At 68.2% G+C, this 19,457-nt stretch carries 24 protein-coding genes; 15 read left to right on the top strand and 9 right to left on the bottom strand.

The window, feature by feature from the left end; genetic code table 11:
- Nucleotides 1-173 precede the first annotated feature (173 nt).
- The 4 genes from ACFQ9K_RS17955 (at nt 174) to ACFQ9K_RS17970 (ending at nt 2,414) form a co-directional block, all read left to right on the top strand.
- Nucleotides 174-374, top strand: a complete 201-nt coding sequence (locus tag ACFQ9K_RS17955; RefSeq protein ID WP_378715578.1) for a hypothetical protein — start codon at nt 174-176, stop codon at nt 372-374.
- A gap of 29 nt (nt 375-403) precedes the next feature.
- Nucleotides 404-1,285, top strand: a complete 882-nt coding sequence (locus ACFQ9K_RS17960) for a helix-turn-helix domain-containing protein (RefSeq protein WP_378715575.1) — start codon at nt 404-406, stop codon at nt 1,283-1,285.
- 117 nt (nt 1,286-1,402) lie between these two features.
- A complete protein-coding gene (locus ACFQ9K_RS17965; protein ID WP_378715572.1) occupies nt 1,403-1,861 on the top strand; it encodes an SRPBCC family protein in 459 nt (152 codons plus the stop codon).
- A 106-nt stretch (nt 1,862-1,967) separates the two neighbouring features.
- Nucleotides 1,968-2,414, top strand: a complete 447-nt coding sequence (locus tag ACFQ9K_RS17970) for a nitroreductase/quinone reductase family protein (protein WP_378715569.1) — start codon at nt 1,968-1,970, stop codon at nt 2,412-2,414.
- A 19-nt stretch (nt 2,415-2,433) separates the two neighbouring features.
- Here ACFQ9K_RS17970 and ACFQ9K_RS17975 read toward each other — a convergent pair whose 3' ends face one another.
- The 7 genes from ACFQ9K_RS17975 to ACFQ9K_RS18005 form a co-directional block, all read right to left on the bottom strand.
- Nucleotides 2,434-3,303, bottom strand: coding sequence for a CPBP family intramembrane glutamic endopeptidase (locus ACFQ9K_RS17975; RefSeq protein ID WP_378715566.1), 870 nt, complete (start codon nt 3,301-3,303; stop codon nt 2,434-2,436).
- Nucleotides 3,304-3,385: 82 nt separating this feature from the next.
- Nucleotides 3,386-4,357, bottom strand: coding sequence for a glycine betaine ABC transporter substrate-binding protein (locus ACFQ9K_RS17980; protein WP_378715563.1), 972 nt, complete (start codon nt 4,355-4,357; stop codon nt 3,386-3,388).
- Entirely contained in the window at nt 4,354-5,085 is a 732-nt protein-coding gene (locus tag ACFQ9K_RS17985) for an ABC transporter permease (protein WP_378715561.1), read from the bottom strand. The genes ACFQ9K_RS17980 and ACFQ9K_RS17985 overlap by 4 nt, the downstream gene beginning before the upstream one ends.
- Entirely contained in the window at nt 5,082-6,359 is a 1,278-nt protein-coding gene (locus tag ACFQ9K_RS17990; protein ID WP_378715558.1) for an ATP-binding cassette domain-containing protein, read from the bottom strand. The genes ACFQ9K_RS17985 and ACFQ9K_RS17990 overlap by 4 nt, the downstream gene beginning before the upstream one ends.
- A complete protein-coding gene (locus tag ACFQ9K_RS17995; protein WP_150401229.1) occupies nt 6,356-7,000 on the bottom strand; it encodes an ABC transporter permease in 645 nt (214 codons plus the stop codon). Before ACFQ9K_RS17995 ends, ACFQ9K_RS17990 begins: the two co-directional genes overlap by 4 nt.
- Nucleotides 7,001-7,262: 262 nt before the next feature.
- The gene (locus ACFQ9K_RS18000; protein WP_378715555.1) at nt 7,263-8,198 is read right to left on the bottom strand and encodes a TauD/TfdA dioxygenase family protein; all 936 of its coding nucleotides are present in this window, start codon (nt 8,196-8,198) and stop codon (nt 7,263-7,265) included.
- 113 nt (nt 8,199-8,311) lie between these two features.
- Nucleotides 8,312-8,884, bottom strand: a complete 573-nt coding sequence (locus ACFQ9K_RS18005) for a CGNR zinc finger domain-containing protein (protein WP_378715553.1) — start codon at nt 8,882-8,884, stop codon at nt 8,312-8,314.
- Between the two features lie 70 nt (nt 8,885-8,954).
- Here ACFQ9K_RS18005 and ACFQ9K_RS18010 point away from each other — a divergent pair, with 70 nt between their 5' ends.
- The 9 genes from ACFQ9K_RS18010 (at nt 8,955) to ACFQ9K_RS18050 (ending at nt 15,750) form a co-directional block, all read left to right on the top strand.
- Complete coding sequence (locus tag ACFQ9K_RS18010) at nt 8,955-9,698, top strand: class I SAM-dependent methyltransferase (protein ID WP_378715551.1); 744 nt, start codon at nt 8,955-8,957, stop codon at nt 9,696-9,698.
- Between the two features lie 70 nt (nt 9,699-9,768).
- Nucleotides 9,769-10,014 carry a CsbD family protein gene (locus ACFQ9K_RS18015; RefSeq protein ID WP_378715549.1) on the top strand — a complete coding sequence of 82 codons (246 nt, stop codon included), beginning with the start codon at nt 9,769-9,771 and terminating at the stop codon, nt 10,012-10,014.
- A gap of 76 nt (nt 10,015-10,090) precedes the next feature.
- Complete coding sequence (locus tag ACFQ9K_RS18020; protein ID WP_378715546.1) at nt 10,091-10,432, top strand: plasmid stabilization protein; 342 nt, start codon at nt 10,091-10,093, stop codon at nt 10,430-10,432.
- A gap of 84 nt (nt 10,433-10,516) precedes the next feature.
- Complete coding sequence (locus ACFQ9K_RS18025) at nt 10,517-10,981, top strand: SRPBCC family protein (protein ID WP_378715543.1); 465 nt, start codon at nt 10,517-10,519, stop codon at nt 10,979-10,981.
- A 37-nt stretch (nt 10,982-11,018) separates the two neighbouring features.
- The gene (locus ACFQ9K_RS18030) at nt 11,019-12,344 is read left to right on the top strand and encodes an NAD(P)/FAD-dependent oxidoreductase (RefSeq protein WP_378715540.1); all 1,326 of its coding nucleotides are present in this window, start codon (nt 11,019-11,021) and stop codon (nt 12,342-12,344) included.
- Between the two features lie 10 nt (nt 12,345-12,354).
- Complete coding sequence (locus tag ACFQ9K_RS18035) at nt 12,355-12,999, top strand: endonuclease (RefSeq protein WP_378715535.1); 645 nt, start codon at nt 12,355-12,357, stop codon at nt 12,997-12,999.
- A gap of 46 nt (nt 13,000-13,045) precedes the next feature.
- Nucleotides 13,046-13,978 carry a CHAD domain-containing protein gene (locus tag ACFQ9K_RS18040; RefSeq protein WP_378715533.1) on the top strand — a complete coding sequence of 311 codons (933 nt, stop codon included), beginning with the start codon at nt 13,046-13,048 and terminating at the stop codon, nt 13,976-13,978.
- A gap of 232 nt (nt 13,979-14,210) precedes the next feature.
- The gene (locus ACFQ9K_RS18045; protein ID WP_378715531.1) at nt 14,211-14,717 is read left to right on the top strand and encodes a hypothetical protein; all 507 of its coding nucleotides are present in this window, start codon (nt 14,211-14,213) and stop codon (nt 14,715-14,717) included.
- Between the two features lie 136 nt (nt 14,718-14,853).
- A complete protein-coding gene (locus tag ACFQ9K_RS18050) occupies nt 14,854-15,750 on the top strand; it encodes an aromatic prenyltransferase (RefSeq protein WP_378715529.1) in 897 nt (298 codons plus the stop codon).
- 3 nt (nt 15,751-15,753) lie between these two features.
- Here the strand turns inward: ACFQ9K_RS18050 and ACFQ9K_RS18055 are convergent, their stop codons facing one another.
- Complete coding sequence (locus ACFQ9K_RS18055) at nt 15,754-16,488, bottom strand: MerR family transcriptional regulator (RefSeq protein WP_378715527.1); 735 nt, start codon at nt 16,486-16,488, stop codon at nt 15,754-15,756.
- A 202-nt stretch (nt 16,489-16,690) separates the two neighbouring features.
- Between ACFQ9K_RS18055 and ACFQ9K_RS18060 the strand changes: the two genes are divergently transcribed.
- Together ACFQ9K_RS18060 and ACFQ9K_RS18065 are read left to right on the top strand one after the other, a co-directional pair.
- Nucleotides 16,691-17,182, top strand: a complete 492-nt coding sequence (locus tag ACFQ9K_RS18060; protein ID WP_378715524.1) for a hypothetical protein — start codon at nt 16,691-16,693, stop codon at nt 17,180-17,182.
- 221 nt (nt 17,183-17,403) lie between these two features.
- The gene (locus tag ACFQ9K_RS18065; RefSeq protein ID WP_378715521.1) at nt 17,404-17,784 is read left to right on the top strand and encodes a PLDc N-terminal domain-containing protein; all 381 of its coding nucleotides are present in this window, start codon (nt 17,404-17,406) and stop codon (nt 17,782-17,784) included.
- Here the strand turns inward: ACFQ9K_RS18065 and ACFQ9K_RS18070 are convergent.
- The gene (locus ACFQ9K_RS18070) at nt 17,781-19,358 is read right to left on the bottom strand and encodes an MFS transporter (RefSeq protein WP_378715518.1); all 1,578 of its coding nucleotides are present in this window, start codon (nt 19,356-19,358) and stop codon (nt 17,781-17,783) included. The genes ACFQ9K_RS18065 and ACFQ9K_RS18070 overlap by 4 nt on opposite strands.
- Nucleotides 19,359-19,457: the final 99 nt, after the last annotated feature.

Genomic DNA, 19,457 nt, shown 5'->3' on the forward strand with positions numbered 1-19,457 from the left:
CGCGACCGTTCTTGCGGCGCAGGCAATTACCGCGGCTCGCCGGTCGGCCAGCTGGTCGGCGGAGACAACGACCTGATTGCGCCGCCGGACACGCACCGGCAAATCTCCTGGAATTGCCCTGACCTGCGGCTACAGTTTGGCGTACGGCACAAACAACAGGCGGGAGCTGACGGATGTGGGCGGTCGTCGACAGGTGGTACGCCGGTAGGTACGAGGGCTTCGGGGTCCTGATCACCGAGGACTGCGAGGAAGTTGTCGCACGAGATCCGGTGGTGGACAGCGACATTCCGTTGAAGGCGGGCGATCGCGTGCTGATCGACTACCTCTCCGGCGCCGACGGCGCGGGCACGATGAAGCTGGTCAAGGTCCAGTAGGAGTCATCCCATCGTCCTACGCTGGTGTGGTGTTCGACTCGCAAACCTTCGATCTGGCACCGTACGCGGACTTCGCCGACCTGCCCGCGCAGGTCCGGCGCACGTATTGCAGCTGGCACGACGCCAGCTGGCGGTCGCTGCTCGTGCAGACCTTCGACCACGCCACCGAGGCCGAGCACATCGCGTTGCCCGCAGTGGCCGACCTGCACCTCGTGCTGTGCGTCGCGGGCGATGCGGTCATGCGGACCCGCGCGGACGAGAACTCGGTGCGCCGCTGGGTCCCTGGCACGCTGGAACTCATGGTGCCCGGCCGGGCGAGCGTGGTCGGCTATCGCGGGGCGTCCGCATTGCGCACCGTCCAGGTGCACATTCCGTCGGCCACCGTTGATCGGGTCGCGGCGCAGGCGGGCCGCCCGCGTCCGGACTTCGAGGCGCTGGCGGCCAGGTTGCGGACCGGCGACGCGCTCGCCGAACAGCTGGTGCGCGCGCTGCCCGGCGTCGAACCGGAGAACGATCTCTATGCCGAGAGCGCCGCGACGTTCCTGGTCGCGCACCTGCTCACCGAGGGTAAGCCGGACCGCCTTGCCGGTCCCGAGCATGCCGCGGTCCGGGCCGCCACCGCCATCATGCGCGACCGGCTGGCGGAACCGCTGACGCTGTCCGACATCGCCGCCGAACTGCACCTGAGCGTGTTCCACTTCATCCGGGTCTTCCGGGCCGCGACCGGCGAGACGCCGCACCGCTACCTCACCCGGCTGCGCATCGAGCACGCGCGGCGGTTGCTGTCCGGCACCACGCTCACCGTCGAACAGATCGCCGCCCGTTGCGGTTTCGCCAGTCCCGGCGCGCTGTCCACGACGTTTCTGCGGCACGTCGGCGTCCGGCCATCGGTCTATCGCAGCAGGAACTGATCGATGTCCGGCAATCCCGCACCTGGTCTCCGGCTCGCCGCCTGTCTAGTTTCGAAGCGGCGCAGCAATTCTCGCGCCCGGGACCGGTGCAGGCAGTGAACGAAAGGATCTCCCGCCATGCAGTGCTATGACGTGACCGCGACCTCGGCCGCCTCGTCGGCCGACATCTGGCGCCTGCTCATCGACGCCCGCACCTGGCCCGACTGGTCGACCGTCGACGCGCTCGACACCGAGCGCTCCAGCGGCCTCGATCCCGACGGCCGCGATCGGGTCGGCACGGTCCGCGCGTTCCGCACCGGGCGAATCGTGACCGCCGAGCGGCTGATCGGCCTCGACGAGGAGAAACGCCTCACCTATGAGGACGAGTTCAACTGGGCCATCCGGGACTACCAGGCCGTCGTCGACCTGGTGCCGGCGGCGAACGGCGGCACCACCATTCACTGGTACGGAACCTACACCGCCCGTTGGGGATTGGGCTGGCTGATGCGCACGGTCATGCGTCGCACCATGCAGCGCATGGCGGACGGACTGGCCGCGCACGCCACCGTACAGTCCTCCGGTAGCAAGACCCCGTAGCCGCGGCACCGGGAATGCCTCCGATCCGGGCTATTGCGCAGGTATCCGGTACCGGTAGTCTGGGCAACGTCCGAGCTCGGTCGCGTTCAGCGTGGTGAGGAACCTCATGCCATCGAATTTCGCTCTCAAGACAATGAATACGGCACACCGGGTGCTGCTGAAGGTCAGCTGCGGGAAGCTGGGCAACGACTTCGGCGGGATGCCGTCGGTCGAGCTCGTGACCACCGGCCGCAAGTCGGGACGTCAGCACGCGGTGATGCTCACCGCGCCGATCGTCGACGGCGACACCTACGTCGTGGTGGCCTCCCGCGGCGGGGATCCGACGCATCCGGCCTGGTTCCTGAACCTGCGGGACAACCCGAACGTCCTGGTCTCGGTGCGCAGCGGACCGCGCGTGCCGATGATCGCCAAGGTCGCCGACGCCGCGGAGCGGGCGGCGCTGTGGCCGCGGGTGACCGCCGCGCAGAAGGTGTACGCCGGTTACCAGGAGAAGACCACGCGCGAGATCCCGCTGGTGCTGCTGAGCCCGGCCGCGGATCCCGCGTCGAACTGATCGTCGTCGACGGGCGGTCTCACTCCGGCGGTCGCCGCAGGTATCTGCCCGACAGCCGGTAGACGAGCACGACGCCGACCAGATTGGCGACCAGCGTCAGCACGCCCTGCTCGCCGAGCCACAGCCAGGCCCGCGATCCGGACGTGTGCGGGTCGAACACGCTCTGGATCACGCTGTTCCAGGAGGCGTGCAGCACGACGGCAGGCCAGATGCTGCCGGTGTCGAGCCGGAGCCGGGCGAACACGTACGACACCACCGTCACCTGAGCCACGAAGAGCGCGGCGATCACCGGCACCGATCCGCCGTTGCCGGTGAGGTAGCTGCCACCGAGGATCAACGGCAGATGCCAAGCGGCCCAGATCAATCCGCTGACCATGATCGGCTGCGGCACGCCCGCGTCGATCAGCCGGGTGAGCAGATACCCGCGCCAGCCGAGTTCCTCGCCCAGCGCGAACACCATCCCGATCGCCGTGCCCAGCCCGAGGCCGACGAGGAGTTCGCCGCCGAAGGCGATCCAGCCGGTGGCGGCGCCCGCGGGGGAGGTGTAATCGGCCAGCCCGCTCGCCCAGCCCGCGCCGTAGGCGGCTGCCGCGACGGCCACCGGATAGCCGAGCCCGATCAGCAACGCCCACCAGGTGCGCCTGCCACCGAGGCGCAGCGAGATATCGCCGAAGCCTTCCCGCAAGACCAGCCTGCTGATCAGCCCGGCCACGCCGGGCGCCCACATCAGCAACAGGATCGCGATCTCGTTCCGCGCGATCACCGCGTAAATCATGGCGGGCGCGGACAATACGACCAACCCGACCAGGAAGACGCCCACCCCGCGCCGCGCCGTCCGACGCCGATCCGCGGCCTGCGTCGGCAGATCTGTGTGCCGCCCAAGTGTCATGCGGGCACAGTAGGCGGCACCGGCGGGCCCGGTCGTCACCCCGGAGGCCGGTATTCGCCTCCGGGACAACCCTGACACCCGCTCAGGCGATCAGCTTTTCCCGCTTCAACCAGTCATAGGCCACATCGGCCGGATCCTCGCCGTCGATGTCGACGCGACCGTTGAGCTCCTGCATCAGCTGATCGGTGAGATGCTCGGAGATGGTCCCGAGCAGGGGCCGCAGCTGCGGGTACCGATCGAGGATCGCGCCGCGCACCACGGCGGTGCCGCTGTAGGGCAGGAAGAACTTCTTGTCATCATCGAGGACAACGAGATTCAGGTTCTTGACCCGCCCGTCGGTGGTGTACACCATGCCGAAATTGCACGGCGCGCCCTTGGCCGTCGCGGTGTAGACGACCCCGGCGTCCATCCGGGTGACGTTCCCCGACGGGACGCCATTCGGATCGTTATAGGGCACACCGTATTTCTGTAGCATCGGAATGAAACCATCGGAGCGACTGAAGAATTCGTCGTCGACGCAGAAGGTCCGATCGGGCACCGGCAGCTTCGCCACGTCCGAGAGCGACTTCACCCGCAACCGTTCGGCATTCGGCGTCGACGTGGCGAATGCGTAGGTGTCGTTGAAGTTCGCCGGCGGCAGCCACTCCAGATCGTGATCGCGTTTCTCGACCGCGTTCACGCGCTGCCAGAGTTCCTTCGGGTCCGCGATCGTCTCGGTCTCGTTGTGGTAGTTGACCCACCCGGTGCCGGTGTACTCCCACAGGATATCGGCGTCGCCGTTGAGCTGGGCTTGGCGCGAGGAGGCCGAACCCGGTGCGCCCGTGAGGTCTTTCACCTCGGCGCCCGCCGCCGCCAGATAGGTCGCGGTGATCTTGCCCAGCAGCACGCCCTCGGTGAAGCTCTTCGAGGTCACGACCAGTTTCGCCCCGTCGAGCGGCTGATCACCGCCGGGGAGGTGAGCCTCGTGGAAGGTCCCGGACGAGCTGACCAGCCCGCACCCGGCCAGCATCGTCACGAGCAGCGTGTAAAGCAGCACGGCGCGTGTCGATTTCATGAGATCCCCCGCGGGGTCGCGGCGAGTTCCACCAGCCGGCCGAGCCAATCGATGATCAACGCGAGCAACCCGACCAGAATCGCCCCGGAGATCAGCAGTTTCGGCAAGAACAGCGTGACCCCGGTGGTGATGAGCGTGCCGAGACTGGTCGCGCCGATGAACGTGCTCAGCGTCGCCGTCCCGACCAGGATCACCAGCGCCGTCCGCACACCGTTCAGAATCACCGGCACCGCCAGCGGCAATTCCACCTGGAACAGCGTGCGGCTGCCCGAATAGCCGATTCCGCGCGACGCCTCGATGGTCCGGTGATCCACCTGCCGCAGCCCGACGATCGTGTTCTGCAGGATCGGCAGGATCGCGTACACCACCAGACCCACGATCGCCGTGCGGAATCCGGTGCCCAGCCAGAAGGTGAACAAGACCAGCAGGCCGACCGCGGGCGCGGCCTGACCGATATTGGCGACGTTCACCGCGATCGGTTCGAGCCGTTTCAGCGCGGGCCGGGTCAGCGCGATGCCCAGCGGGATCGCGACGACGACCACGATCAGCGTGGCCACCACGGTCAGCTTGATGTGCGCGAGGATCGTGGTCTGCAAGTTGTCCCAGCCGAGCGACGCCTGTTCGGTCGGCGTGAACGTCGTCGACCGATACCAGAGCACATACCCGATGCCGATGACCGCGATGATGATCGGTTCGAACCACACGTCGATCGGAACGCGGCGGCTCATGACGGCTCGGCCGATCCGGGCTCCTCGTCGGCCGCCACCACCGGGGTCGGCGCCGGATCCGTTCCGTCGACGTAGGTTTCGTAGGACAGGTCGGCCTCCGCCGAGCGCACCTCGGCGAGCTTGGCCTGGATCGTCTCGGTCACCGAGCCGATGCTGAGCGAGCCGACCACCGCGCCGCGCCCGTCGGTGACCAGGGCCGCGCCCTGGCTCGCGGCGAGCATCGCGTCCAGCGCGTCGTTCAGCGTCGAGGACCGCGCGACCACCGGCAACCGCCGATCGAGGAAGTCCGAGACCTCCGGTTTGGTCGCCACCTCGGTCAGCGACGGCCACGATCGCGGCCGTCCCGCGTCGTCGACCACCACGACCCAGGTGTGCCCGGCCGCCTTCGCCCTGGCGATCACCGCCGGCGCGGACTCGCCGACCTGGGCCGTGATCACCTTGTCGTAGTCGACATCGCGCACCCGCTGCACGGTCAGGTAGGCCAGCTTCGCGCCGGACCCGACGAACTCCTCCACGAACGGCGTGGCCGGATCGGTGAGGATCTCCTCCGGTCGCGCGTACTGCTCGATGTGCCCGCCCTCGGACAGGATGAGCACCTTGTCGCCGAGCTTGGTGGCCTCCTCGAAGTCGTGCGTGACCACCACGATGGTCTTGCCGAGCTCGTGCTGGATCGCGATCAGGCTGTCCTGCAGGCGAACCCGGGTGATCGGGTCGACCGCGCCGAACGGTTCGTCCATCAGCAGCACCGGCGGATCGGCGGCCAGCGCCCGCGCGACACCGACCCGCTGCTGCTGGCCGCCGGACATGTCCTTGGGCAGCCGACCGGCGAACGTGCCCGGATCGAGCCCGACCAGATCGAGCAGGTACTCGGTGCGCTCGGCGATCCGCTGCTTGTCCCACCCGAGCACCCGGGGGATGGCGCCGACATTCTTGGCTACCGTCCAGTGCGGGAACAGGCCCCCGGACTGGATGACATAACCGATCGACTGCCGCAGCTTGTCCGGGTCCTCGCGGGTGACATCGCGGCCGCCGATGAAGATCCGCCCCTCGGACGGCTCGATCAGCCGGTTGATCATCTTCAGCGTGGTCGTCTTGCCGCAGCCGGACGGCCCGACGAACGCGACGATCTCGCCCGCGTCGATCTCCAGGTCCAACCGCTCGACCGCCGCCCTGTCCTGCCCCCGGTACCGCTTGACGACCCCGTCGAGCTTGATCGCCGCGCCGGTAACATTGCGCTCCGCCGCCGGAGCGGGCTGGCTGGTCACGTCAGTCATGACAGTCCCTTTGCGATCGTGAGGCGTCCGAGTAGGACGAGGAGCGCGTCGAACACCAACGCGATGAGGACGATGAGGATGGTGCCGGTCAGGGCCATTTCGATGGCGTTCGCGCCGCCGAGGCGGGACAGCCCGTTGAAGATCAGTGAGCCGAGGCCGGGGCCGAGGACGTAGGCGACGATCGCGGCGACGCCGACGATCATCTGGGTGGACACCCGGATGCCGGTGAGAATCACCGGCCAGGCGATGGGCAATTCGACGGTCAGCAGAATGCGCCAGCGGGAGAACCCGATGCCGCGCGCGGATTCGATCACCGAGGCAGGCACCGACCGCAGGCCGACGATGGCATTGCCGATCACCGGCAACGCGGCGAAGAACGCCAGCATGATGAATGACGGCACCACGCCGAGTCCGAACGGGACCAGCAGCAGCGCGAGCAGGGCGAGCGAGGGAATGGTCAGCGCGACCCGGCTGGAGGTCAGAGTGAGCGAGGACAACAGCGGGAGCCGATAGACCGCCACCGCGACGAGGACCGCGATCACCGTCCCGACCAGCACCGTTTGAAACGCCAGGGAGGCATGCTGATACGTGAGGAACGTCAGGAATTCACCCCGTCCCCGGACGTAATTCCATAGATTCACGCGATTCCCATCGTCAGGTGAAGTCGTTACCTGTTTTGTGCGTAGTCACCGGGCGCGAGCCGTCAAAGAGTAATCGACATCGCGCGTTCGGCTCTGGATGACGCGCGGCGGGTAAATCACCGGATTGCCGATCCGGCGCGTATATTCCCCGCGCTACGGGCGGTCAAACAATATGGTGCGGAGCAACTCACAATGGGTTCGCGGCATCGAATCGGGGTAACGGCACATGGTTTCGCGACGTCGGGAGATCCGACGACGGGAGTTATGCTGCCCCTTTCAGATCGATGGCCGAGTAGTACTCGGCATGGCCGGCGATCACCGTGCTCGGCGAGCCGTCGACGCCGACCGGGATGTTCCCGGCCAGGGTGATGCGGGTCAGCCTGCGGTGTTCGCTGCCGTCGTAGTCGTCGATGGCGTAGTGCTGGGTGGCGTGGTTGTCCCAGATCGCGACGTCGCCCAGCGACCAGTCCCAGCGGGTGGTGTGCTCCAGGCGGGTCACCCGGTCCTGGAACAGCCGGAACAGCGCGTGCGATTCGCTGGTCGACAGGCCGACGATCTGCTTCACGAAGCAGCCGAGCAGCAGGGCGCGTTCGCCGGTCTCCGGGTGCACGTGCACCACGGGGTGCTCGGTCTCGAAGTAGGTGGACTCGAACTCGCGACGGTAGGCCTTGCCGTTCTCGTCCAGGCCCGCCTCGGTCTCGGCGGCGTAGTCGTACTGATTGGTGTGCCGCGCGCGCAGGCTCTCGGCCAGCACCTTCAGCGGTTCCGGCAGTGCGTTGTACGCGGCGACGGTCGAGGCCCAGGTGGTCGAGCCGCCGTAGCTGGGCAGCGCGACCGCGCGCAGGATCGACGCCTTCGGCACCCGGTCGACGAACGTGACATCGGTGTGCCACACATTGGAACGACCGTGCTTCGAGTCGATGGCCAGGCTCTTCACCCCCGCCGAGGTGAGCGTCGGATGCGGGCTGGTCGGGGTGCCGAGCAGCTCCGCGAACTCGTACTGCCCGTCCTCGGTCAGCTGGCGCTGGCCGCGGAAGAAGATCACCTTGTGCTCGTGCAGCGCCGCGCGGATGGTCGCGACGGTCGCCGCGTCCAGGTCGGCGCCCAGCCGGACGCCCTCGATCCGCGCGCCGATGTGCGCGCCGAGCTTGACCACCCGCACGGCGGTATCGGTCTCCGGCAGGTGATCGACGGACATATCCGGGCCTTTCGCTCCAGCCTGATGGTCTCGTCCGACGAAACCATCCCGGATCGGGCCTGGCCAGTATTACGGTCACCCGGATCGAAACGGGCGGCCGCGCGTCGGCGGGCTCAGCCGCCCGAGGCGCGGCGAGCGCGGAATGCCGCTGTCTTCGACCGGTTTTGGCACGCGGTGCTGCAAAAACGCTTGGTCCCGTTGCGTGAGGTGTCCAGGTAGACGCGGTCGCAGTTGCCGGCCGAGCAGACGCCGATCCGGTCGGCGTGCTCGCTGCCGAGCACGAACGCGAGGCCGACCGCGGACGCGGCGGCGATGCCGTCGACCAGCGCGGCGTCGGGTGCGTGGAAGTGCAGGTGCCAGGGGCGGGTGCCGTGCCGGATCAGCGTCGGCCTGGCGCCGTATTCGGTGATCATCGCGTTGACCTGCGCCGCGGCCCGATCCATGTCGTCGTCGGCGACCGCGTCGAACACCGCGCGCAACTGCCCGGCCGCACGGGTCATGCCGTCGGTGTCGCCGGGCTGGACGAGGTAGCCGTACGCCGCCACCACGCTGTTCAACCGTTCGAGCAGCTCGGCCTCGTCGGCCGCCGGGGGATACGGCCTGCCGCGGCGTTCGCCGGGCACGGTGACGTTCACCAGCTCGACCCCGTCCCGGACAACGGCCAACGTGTGACTGTCTAAATGCACTTGATCAGTCACCTCACCTTCGATATTGTCGTTACTGTCGTTGAAGATTATGACAGTAACGGGAGTTGCTATGTCGCTCACACCCACCCTCGCCAAGTCCTGGATCGACCGCTGGGATCGCCAGCAAGAGGGGTACCTGCCCGATCGCGAGACCATGTTCGCGGTCATCGCCGACGCGGTAGCCGCCAATGCCGGGCGGCCGGATCCGCTCGTGCTCGACATCGCCTGCGGGCCCGGTTCGCTCGGCGCCCGCATCCGCGAACGGCTGCCGCGGGCCCGGGTGATCGGTGTCGACGCCGACCCGGTCCTGCTCGAATTGGCGCGTACCGCATACGGATTCGAACTTGTCGACCGCAACCTGGCCGACCCGGCCTGGACCGCCGAGCTGCCCGCCGAGCCGGTCGACGCGATCGTCAGCACCACCGCGCTGCACTGGCTCGACCGGGACCAGCTCGCCGCGTTCTACGCCGAGTCCGCAAAGCTGTTGCGCCCTGGCGGAATTCTGCTCAACGGCGACGACATGGCCACGCAGGCAACGGATATCGACCGTCTGCACGAGGTGCTCGGAACCCGTCAGGTCGAACGCGAAGGCGTCGGCGATCGCGAGGGCTGGGTCGAATGGTGGGCGGCGATCACCGCCGAACCGGAACTGTCCGCCGCCGTCGCCGAGCGCGACCATCGCCGCTGGGAGCATCCGGCCGACAACGGCGTGACCTTCGATCAGCATCTGAACCTATTGCGCGCGGCCGGATTCCGGACCGTCGAGGCGATCTGGCAATACGGCCGCCGACGCATCGTCGCCGCCGTCAACTAGCGGATTAGCTCCGGCGGCGGCGGGTAAGCGCCTCGTGTCAACCATTTATCGGATTGTGTCGGAGGTTGTGGTGTCGGAGCATGAAAGCGGACCCCGCGAGGGCATCGAAGGTGTGGTCGAAGACGTAAAGGGTAAGGCGAAGGAGGCTGCTGGCGTCGTCACTGGAGACGAGAACCTCAAAGGCGAGGGACAAGCACAGCAGGACAAGGCCGAATCCGAACGCGAAGCCGCGCAAAAGGAAGCCGCGGCGGAGAAAGCGCGCGCCGAGGCCAAGATCGACGAGGCGAAACAAGCCGGCTACCAGCACGACCAATAGCCGACCGGACACCCGCACGGCCCGCGTCGGTTTACCGCCGGGCCAGCGGGTTATCCGGCGGGCAGGAGGTGTGATCATGCCGAAGGAATGGACCGCCAAGCAGGAACGTCAGTACGAACACATCCGCGATTCCGAGAAGGCCCAGGGCAACAGCACCCGGGAGGCCGAGGAGATCGCGGCGCGCACGGTCAACAAGATTCGCGCGCAGGCAGGTCAGACCAAGACGGCCAGCCGGACGTCGGTGCAGGACATGACGCCGCAGCGGCGCGCCGGGCTGCGCGCCCATCAGCGCAACGCCCCGACCGGCCCCACCCGCGACCAGCTCTACAACGAGGCCCGCCAGCGCGGCATCGAGGGCCGTTCGAAGATGACCAAGAGCCAGCTGGCCAAGGCGCTGGACGCCAAGAAGAAGAAGTAGACCATTCACCGAGTCGCCGCGCGCGACCGTCGCAGGGCTCGACCCCGGTCGGCCGCAGGGCCGAGCCAGGAAATGAGGTTATCCATGAGCAGCACGTTGGCCGCCACCGTGGACGTCGAGGTACCGGTCCGGACCGCCTACAACCAGTGGACGCAATTCGAGTCGTTCCCCGAATTCATGGAGGGCGTCGAGGCGGTGCGTCAACTCGACGACCGGCACACCCACTGGAAGATCCACGTCGGTCCCGTGACCCGCGAATTCGACGCGACCATCACCGAGCAGCACCCGGACGAGCGGGTCGCCTGGAAATCCGACAACGGCCCGCAGCACGCGGGCGTCATCACCTTCCACCGCCTCGATGACACGCACACCCGGATCACGGCCCAAATGGAGGTCGACCCAGAAGGTTTCGTGGAAACCGCCGCCGACGTCCTCGGTGTGCTGAAGCACCGCGTGCACGGCGATATGCAGCGCTTCAAGCAGTTCATCGAGAGCAGGCACCACGAAACCGGCGCGTGGCGCGGCGATATCGCGCGCCCCGACGCCTGACCGTACGTCCACCGGACCGACGCAAGGAGGTGCCGGCGTGCCGGCAGACAACCAGCAGAGCCCGGAGCGGGTCGTGATCGTCGGCAGCGGATTCGCCGGCTTCACCTGCGCTCGAAAACTGTGTCGCCTGCTCGCCAAGGCCGACCGCGACGTCGAGGTGGTCCTCGTGACGCCCACCGACTACATGCTGTACACGCCGCTGCTGCCGGACGTGGCAGGCGGATTGATCGACCCGAGATTCGTCGTCATCTCGCTGGCCGACGCGTTGCCGCGGGTGCGTTTGGTCGTCGCGCAGGCGGAATCGGTTGACCTGCAACAGAAGACGATCACGGTGACCAGTGAGTACCGCCCGCCGCAGGAACTGTCGTGGGATCGGCTCGTACTCACCCCCGGCTCGGTGACCCGCCTGTTCGATGTGCCGGGCCTGGCCGAGCACGGACGCGGCCTGAAGACGGTCGCCGAGGCGCTGTACCTGCGCGAGCAGTTGCTGCGCCAGCTCGAATTGGCCGACCACGAGGACGATCCCGACGTGCGCAGCGCACGCCGCACCGTCGTGGTGGTCGGCGCGTCCTATGCCGGAACCGAATTGATCGCACAGCTGCGCGCCCTGGCCGACGCCTACGCGCGCCGCCGCGGCTTCGACCCGGCCGAAATCCGTTTCCTGCTGCTGGATATGGCCGATCGGGTGATGCCGGAGGTCGGGGCGAAGCTCGGCGACAAGGCCCTGAATGTGTTGCGCGGGCGTGGAATCGACATCCGGCTGCAGACCTCGCTGAAGGAGATGACCGACCGTCAGGTCGTGCTCACCGACGACACCGTCGTCCCGGCCTACACCGTCGCCTGGGTTACCGGCGTGACCGGCGCGCCGCTGCTGGAAACGCTCGGCCTGCCGCTGGAACGGGGGCGTTTGGTGGTCGACTCGTGCCTCGGCGTGCCCGGTCACCCCGACGTCTTCGCGGGCGGCGACGCGGCGGCCGTGCCGGATCTCGCGGCGCCGGGCAAGATCACCCCGCCGACCGCACAGCACGCGACCCGCCAGGGAAAGGCGCTGGCGCGCAATGTCGCCGCCGGTTTGGGGATCGGCCACGCCGCCCCGTACAAGCATCGCGACCTGGGGCTCGTGGTGGACCTCGGCCCCGGCTTCGCCGTCGCGAACCCGTTGGGCGTGCACCTATCCGGACGGCTGGCCAAGCTCGTGACCCGCGCCTATCACACCTACGCGGTGCCGCGCGGGGTCAACCGCTGGGCGATCTCCCTGACCTACGCCACCACCGCGGTGACGCCGCGTCCGCTCGCGCTGCTCGGGCTGGTCAGCCCGGAGGAGGCCAGTTTCGTTGGCAGCGAGGGGATTCCGAGCAAGTAAGGAGGACACGATGAGCCAGCGCGATATCGTGCACGCACTGCTCGACCGGGCGGGCACCAGCTACGCGGCCGAGGCGGGCATCACCCTCGCCGACCGGCCCGCGCCGCTGTTCCAACTGCTCATGCTCACCGAATTGCTGAGCACCCGCATCACCTCGGATCTCGCCATCGCCGCGACCAGAGAGCTGATCGGCAGCGGATATCGCACCCCGCAGCGGGTCGCCGACGCGGAATGGCAGGAACTCGTCGACGCGCTCGGCCGCGCGCACTACAAACGCTACGACGAAAGCGCGGCGACCAGGCTCGGCGCGAATGCCTCTCTCGTTCTCGACAAATACGACGGCGACCTGCGCAACCTCGCCGCGGCGGCGGAAAAGGATCGTCGGCGCGCGGCGTCGCTGCTGCGTGAATTCCAGGGGATCGGCCCCACCGGCAGCGACATATTCCTGCGCGAGGTGCAGAGCGTATGGACCTGGGCGCGACCGTATTTCGACGAACGCGCCTGCCGGGGCGCCGAACGGGTCCACCTGCCGACCGATGCGCACCGCCTGCTCGGCTTGGTGCCGGACAATCGCGCCGCCGAACTGGCCGCCGCCTTGGTGCGCGTCGCATCCGACGACAAGATCGCCGAGCAGGTCCTCGCCGACGCCCGTTGACCCGGCGGCGCTGTTTCGGCTGCGCCGCGCCGGGAAGGCTATATGGATGAAGGATGTAGCGGAACGTGAAACGAAATGGGAGGTCGACCAGGCATTCACGCTGCCGCCGATCGACGACGTCGGGCCGGGCGGGCAGGTCGAGGAAACGTCGGCCGAGCGCGCGATCCACGACTACCTGACCGCGCAGATCAACACGATCTTCGCCGGTGATGTGGCGCTGCGCCGCGGCGCGGACCCGATTCACGACACTCGCGTCGCGACCCGGCGGCTACGCAGCACGCTGCGGGTCTTCGGCCCGCTGCTGGATCGCGCCGCGATCGAGGGCATCGCGGACGAGCTGAAGTGGTACGCGGGGCTGCTCGGCGAGGTCCGTGACTGTCAGGTGCAGCGCCGCCGCCTGGCCGGCAAGGTCGGTGAGCTGCCGCCGGAACTCGTGCTCGGCCCGGTGGCCGCGCGCATCGAGACGACGCTGCTCGAACGACAGCTGGCGGCCCGCGCCGCGCTGGCCCAGGCCATGGACTCGCCGCGCTACCTGGCTTTGCTCGCCGTGCTGCGCTCGTGGAAGTCGGAGCCGCCGACCACCATTCGGCCGCGCGGGCGCGAACTCGTGCGGCGCGCCCGGCGTGCCGCACGCAAGGCCGACAAGCGGCTGGCCGAGGCGATGCGCACCCGGCGCGACGCGTCCCTGCACCGTGCGCGCAAAGCGGCCAAACGCGCCCGCTACGCCGCCGAGCTGCACAAACCGGTGCGCAAGCGGGCGGAGGCGAAGTCGAACATCAAGTACTACGAGCGGCTTCAGCGGGTGCTCGGCGACCACAACGACGGTGTCGTCTCGGCCGATTTCCTCTGGCGAACCGCGACCGCGGCAGGCACGGCGCAGGGCGAGAACGGATTCACCTACGGCCTGCTCTACGCGAACGAAAAGCATGCGGCCGAGCGCGCGCGAACAGCCGTCGCCGCGCTCGCCGACCGCCGGTAGCGGCATACCGGGTGGCCGGAATGTGCCGTAGCTTCAGTGAAAATGTTGGGAAATATCCAGGCGCCGACGTGATTTGGCTGTGATCCGGCACGGCAGCGGATCCTCGATTTTGTGATACCCGTCTGCTATTGATGCGCCATTGACAACCGGCGCATGGATGCTGAATTCTTTCCGGGTGACGGGGAATGGGCCGAGCCGGCGAAAATCGCCATCGCACGTGTTAGGAGAATTGATGACTTTGCCGCAGTGGCCGGACCAGGACATCACACAGCTACGTGAGGTCGCGGACCGAATCGCGACCCTCATCCAACGCAACACCGAGGGCAGCGGGGGACTGCCGCGTTTCGTCGACGCCCTGCGCCAGAGCGGGCCGATCGCGGAACTGCTGATCGAATACTCGGTCCGCTGGTTCAACGACAGCAATGGCGAGTCGGTTCTGCTCGGACCCGAGTTGTACTGGGTGCTCACCGAAACGGTTCCGGTCGAGGAACAGGTCGCGGCCGGGGAGGGCTTCGGCCAGGCGGGGATGAACTGCCATCCGGTCACCCGCACCCGGCAGATGCTGCTGATCTGCGTGCTGGAGAAGCTGTCGACCCGGCCGTGGCGCCCGGAAACCCCGGAGCAGGCCGCGGCGATGGTCAAGCGGCGCTACAGCGACAACGCGCGACCGGTGTTGCCCACGCGCTCGCCGGAGCCGGTCGGCGTCGAAGGCGTGATCTCGACCGCGCAGTTCCCGTAACGGGTTCGGCGGCGAAAGCCGGTACCGCGCACGGTCATCGCGGCTGATTGCCGGTCCGGCCTCCTCCGGGCGGCGCGAGCGCTATCGTGAATGCGCCCCGCATCTGTCCTGCCGTCGCAATCGAGGTGATGGTTCCATGCGCGCATCCGGTGTCACCGCAGAGATCTTCCGACGGGATATGCGTGAGTTCGCGCGCTTGGCCGAAACCCGTTATGACCCCGTGGTTGTCGACGCGGTGCTGGACGCGCTGGGTGACGGGTGGGCGGACGCCTGGCTGGCCGTGCGCACCACGACGCATCCGGTGCCGGTTCGGCAGGTCAGTGCGCGGTTCATGAATCTGCCGACGGCGGCCGATCCGGTCGGCAAGCTGCGCGCGGCCGGATTGCTCGAGTTCGTCGGGCACCCGATGGAGGAACTGCTGGCCCGGGTGTCGGCCGAGATTCCGGTGGACTGGGGCATCGATCTCGCCGTCGATCGTGGCGTGCAGAAGATCTGGACCGCCTTCCCGGATCTGATCAGCGTGGACCGCATCGTGGGTTTCCCTGGCATGCCTGCCGCTGCGCTGGCGCACGCCCGTTCGCTCACGCGCTGGGGCGGCGGCCACATCGCGCTGATGGCAGTCGATTTCGTCAACCGCACGCTGAATCTGTACTCCCAGATCCTGGCGCCAGGGCAGCTCACCGCGGCCGACATCGCCACGATCCTGCGCGAGCTCGATTTCGTCGCCGCCGACGAGGCCGAGCTGGCCGCGGTGGGCCTGCCCTACACGGTGTACGCGACCTTCGACTGGACCGCGCCGAACGTGCGGCGGATCTGCTTTCCCGCCCGCTACACCGCGGAGAGCTTTCCCTCGATGGATCCGGTGTTGACCCGCTTCGTCGCTGGCGCGCCGTTCGCCGGGCCCGGACCGCGCGGATTCGCGTTCTACGCCGCCTACGGTCCGGCCGAGCGGTACTACAAGGTCCAGGCCGACTACACCTCGGCGGCGCGGCAAAGGCTGCCGGGTGGGGTCGGTGTGCCGCAGTCGCGGTAGCGGTCACGCGCTGGGCGGCGCGACCACGAGTTTCTCCATCCGGCGGATGACGTCGATCTGCGCGGGGTTGTACAGGTCCGCGATGGCGGCGCTGATCGTCCGGCCGGCGAAGTGCGTGCCGTGCGGGGCGTCGGTGATCGGCGCGCGCAGCCGGGGGTGGCCGTCGAGCAGCGTTCGAAACGCGGGTGCCAGCCGCTCGGCCAGCTCGCCGCGGGTCTGTTGATCGGCGTCGGGCGGCAGCCGGTCCAGCTCGAGCACGCCGGGGTCGGCGTAGTAGGCCTCCAGCGTCTCGGCGTACATGCGCAGCGTCGAGGGGCCGAGCACGCGGGCGAGCACGACGAGGAGCGCCCGGTCGGCGTCCGGGATTTCCGCCGCCGTCGCGGCGGCGGCCAGCTCACGCGGCAGATCGGTCGGCGTGGGCTCGCGCATGAGCAACCCGAGTTCGCTCCGAATCCGTTGCAGCCGTTCGATGCTCGCGGCCATCTCCAGGTCCAGCGCGCGCAACTCGGGTTCCGGATGCGCGTCCTCCGCACCCATCTCCGCGATCCGGGTGAGCGAGAAGCCGAGATCCCGCAGGCGTTTGATGCGCAACAGCCGCACCAGGTGGGTGACGCCATAGCTCTTGTAGCCGTTGGCCTTTCGCTCCGGTTCGGCCAGCAGCCCCACGTCGTGATAGTGCCGTACCGCGCGCAGGCTCGTCCCCGCGAGCTCGGCGACCTGACGAGTACTCCACGCCACGACAACCTCCCTGGCTCGGATCCGCCGACACGGCCATGCCGACGCCTCACCAGTCAAGACCATGCCGCTACGACACGGTCAAACTCCGTGGCCATCCGGCCTGGCCGAGGGAATTCAGGGCAGAGTTGGGGGATCACCCCGATACTCGTTTTCGCCGAACCGGATCAGGATCGATCGATCAGCTGATTCGGGGAGGGATCCGATGTTGTCGACCACCGATAAGCGGGCGCGCACCGTGCCGGGCAGATGGACGAATGTGCTTCTGCTGCTGGCCGGTTCGGCCTCGATAGTGTTCACCATCGGCACCGCGCTGCACGCATTCGTGATCGTCAACCGTGACACGCTGACCCACATGATGATCCTGGCCGACGCCGATCCGGCCGGCGCGGAAGGATTCCTCGTTGTCTTCCGCCTGGTCGGGTGCGTCTACCTCATCGGAAACGCCATCGGCATCCTGGCCCTGCGCCGCGGCCCCGCAACCTGGCTGTTCTGGCTCGTGCTCGCCGTGAACGGCACCCAGGCAGCCGGCCTGAAGGCCGTCCCTCCGGAGATGTTCACCGCCGCCCGCGCCGAGTTCGGCTGGCCCGGCACCCTTCCCTCGCTCATCACCGACGGCGGCGCCGCCCTGCTCGCCCTGACCCTCTGCATCGCCTTCGCTGTCACCCGCACCACGTGGGGTCAGGTGCGCCGCTGAGCCTCGCCCCGCGACCGGCGCAGGTGGACACGACGCGGCCGTCGCGTGCGGTGCGCCGGTCGGATAGGGTATGGGCCGAGGGTGCGGCCGCGGGGGTTGATCGGGGCCGCTGAACGTTCATTTTGTGCCAGTTACGGGCGGGCATGCCTGGGCCGGTTGGGGGAGATTCGCCGCGAATCGCCGCACGGACAGGTCGGTGGCCGGCGTACGAGGAGGGTTTCGTGCCATACGCGGTTGTGGGTCTGCTGACGCTTGCGTTGTGGATCTACTGTTTGATCGACATCATCACCTGTCCTGAGGCAGGGATTCGGCATCTGCCGAAGCTGGGCTGGCTGATCATCGTCATCCTGCTGCCGACCATCGGCGCGCTGCTCTGGTTGATCGCGGGTCGCCCGCTCAACGAGACCGGCCCGCGCTCGACCACCAGCTATTCCGAGTACGACCGACCAGGCCGCTACGTCGCCCAGGACCCGGAGGCCGACGCGGAGTTCCTCCGCGGCCTCCGCGAGCGGGCCGAACAACAGCGTGCGGAAGCTCGGCGACAGGAGGCGGCCAGGCAGCGCGACCTGGACCGCAGGCGCGAGCAGGGCGAACAGCTCTAGCCGGGTTCCCCCGCCGGCCGGTCGCGCACGCCGCCGACCCGAACCCGTCCGGCGTCGGGAGCGGGCGAATCGCGGTGCGGCAACCAGATCGCCGCGCAGACCGCGCCGAGCGCGGTGATCGCGGCGGCGGTCCACGCGCCGGCGTGCATGCCGTCGGTGAACGCGCGTTCGGTGGCCCGGATCGCCTGCGCGCCAAGCGGATCGGGCAACCGCGTCGCGACCTCGAGCGCGGAGATCACCGAGCCCTTGCCGTGCTCGGCGAGCCGCGGCGAGATGCCGAGATCATGCCACTGCTCCGCGATGCGCCGGCGAAAGATCGAGCTCAACACCGACCCCATCACCGCGACGCCCAGCGCCACACCGACCTCCCGCGTGGTGTCGTTGACCGCCGACCCGACCCCCGCCTTGTCCGGCGGCACCGTGCTGATCAACGCGTCCGTCGCCGGCCCGGTGGTGAGCGCCAGACCGACCGCGACGATCGACATCGCCAGCACGATCGGCCCGAAATACGGTGCGTCGACCGAGATTACGGTGGTGATGAGGAAACCGGCGCACATGCAGGCCAACCCCGAGGCCACCACGATCTTGTTCCCGATCCGCCGGGTGAGCACGAGCGCGACCGGCGAGACGACCGCGACGCAGAGGGCGAACGGCAACGTCGCCACCCCGGTGCGCAGGGTGCCGTAGCCGCGCACGATCTGGAAGAAGAACATGATCATGAAGACCAGCCCGACCAGTCCGAAGAACGCGGTGGCGATGGCGCCGCACGCCACGGCGAAGCGCGGATTGCCGAAGAGCGAAACATCCAGCAGCGGTGCGGGATTGCGCCGTTCCCAGCCGTAGAACACCGCCAGCAGCACAGCCGCGGTCAGGAATGCGCCGACCGTCGTCCGGCTGGTCCACCCGTGTTCCGGCGCCTCGATAATGGCCCAGACGAACACGGTCAGCCCACTCGCGGCCGTCAGCGCGCCGAGCACATCGAACCGGCCGGGTCGCGGCGTCCGCCATTCCGGCACGACGATCAACGCGGCGACGATCGCGACGGCCGCGACCGGCACCGTGACCAGGAATACCGAGCCCCACCAGAAGTGCGCGAGCAACAACCCGCCGATCAGCGGCCCGAGCGCGATCGAGACCCCGGAGACCCCGGACCAGATTCCGATGGCCAGTGCCTTTTCGCCGCGGTCGGTGAACACCGCCGCGATCACCGCCAAGGTGGTCGGATAGATCAGCGCCGCCGTGACCCCCATCGCCGCCTGCCAGCCGATCAACGGTCCGATTCCGGTGCAGGTCGAGGCCGCCGCCGACGAGACGGCGAAGCCGGCCAGTCCGATCACCATCACCCGCCGATGCCCGTACCGATCCGCGAGATAGCCACCGACCAGAAGCAGCCCCGCGAACGCGAGCACATACGCGTCGACCACCCATTGCAATGCCGTCGTGGTAGCGCCGAGTTGAATGCCGAGCTCCGGCAACGCGATATTGACGATGGTGTTGTCGATCCCGATCACCAGCACCGCCAGGCATACCGTGACCAGGATCAGCCAGCGCGACGACCGTTCCAGTCCCATCATCTGCGACCACCTGATCGTCCGGTATGGATCGGTCCCCGGTCACCCCGACCGGCTGGTCTCACGGAATCGCAGCACCCATGCTATGCGGTATTTGCTGAC

The sequence above is a fragment of the Nocardia sp. NPDC056564 genome, assembly GCF_042793755.1.
Classification (GTDB): domain Bacteria; phylum Actinomycetota; class Actinomycetes; order Mycobacteriales; family Mycobacteriaceae; genus Nocardia.

What these genes read in the sequence shown, in the direction of transcription:
- ACFQ9K_RS18060 (WP_378715524.1), top strand. Translation starts at nt 16,691, where the DNA reads ATGTTGTCGACCACCGATAAGCGGGCGCGCACCGTGCCGGGCAGATGG.
- ACFQ9K_RS17975 (WP_378715566.1), bottom strand. Translation starts at nt 3,303, where the DNA reads ATGACACTTGGGCGGCACACAGATCTGCCGACGCAGGCCGCGGATCGG.
- ACFQ9K_RS18010 (WP_378715551.1), top strand. Translation starts at nt 8,955, where the DNA reads ATGTCGCTCACACCCACCCTCGCCAAGTCCTGGATCGACCGCTGGGAT.
- ACFQ9K_RS18025 (WP_378715543.1), top strand. Translation starts at nt 10,517, where the DNA reads ATGAGCAGCACGTTGGCCGCCACCGTGGACGTCGAGGTACCGGTCCGG.
- ACFQ9K_RS17985 (WP_378715561.1), bottom strand. Translation starts at nt 5,085, where the DNA reads ATGAGCCGCCGCGTTCCGATCGACGTGTGGTTCGAACCGATCATCATC.
- ACFQ9K_RS17965 (WP_378715572.1), top strand. Translation starts at nt 1,403, where the DNA reads ATGCAGTGCTATGACGTGACCGCGACCTCGGCCGCCTCGTCGGCCGAC.
- ACFQ9K_RS18045 (WP_378715531.1), top strand. Translation starts at nt 14,211, where the DNA reads ATGACTTTGCCGCAGTGGCCGGACCAGGACATCACACAGCTACGTGAG.
- ACFQ9K_RS18050 (WP_378715529.1), top strand. Translation starts at nt 14,854, where the DNA reads ATGCGCGCATCCGGTGTCACCGCAGAGATCTTCCGACGGGATATGCGT.
- ACFQ9K_RS18040 (WP_378715533.1), top strand. Translation starts at nt 13,046, where the DNA reads ATGAAGGATGTAGCGGAACGTGAAACGAAATGGGAGGTCGACCAGGCA.
- ACFQ9K_RS18020 (WP_378715546.1), top strand. Translation starts at nt 10,091, where the DNA reads ATGCCGAAGGAATGGACCGCCAAGCAGGAACGTCAGTACGAACACATC.
- ACFQ9K_RS17955 (WP_378715578.1), top strand. Translation starts at nt 174, where the DNA reads ATGTGGGCGGTCGTCGACAGGTGGTACGCCGGTAGGTACGAGGGCTTC.
- ACFQ9K_RS17990 (WP_378715558.1), bottom strand. Translation starts at nt 6,359, where the DNA reads ATGACTGACGTGACCAGCCAGCCCGCTCCGGCGGCGGAGCGCAATGTT.
- ACFQ9K_RS17970 (WP_378715569.1), top strand. Translation starts at nt 1,968, where the DNA reads ATGCCATCGAATTTCGCTCTCAAGACAATGAATACGGCACACCGGGTG.
- ACFQ9K_RS17980 (WP_378715563.1), bottom strand. Translation starts at nt 4,357, where the DNA reads ATGAAATCGACACGCGCCGTGCTGCTTTACACGCTGCTCGTGACGATG.
- ACFQ9K_RS18035 (WP_378715535.1), top strand. Translation starts at nt 12,355, where the DNA reads ATGAGCCAGCGCGATATCGTGCACGCACTGCTCGACCGGGCGGGCACC.
- ACFQ9K_RS18000 (WP_378715555.1), bottom strand. Translation starts at nt 8,198, where the DNA reads ATGTCCGTCGATCACCTGCCGGAGACCGATACCGCCGTGCGGGTGGTC.
- ACFQ9K_RS18070 (WP_378715518.1), bottom strand. Translation starts at nt 19,358, where the DNA reads ATGATGGGACTGGAACGGTCGTCGCGCTGGCTGATCCTGGTCACGGTA.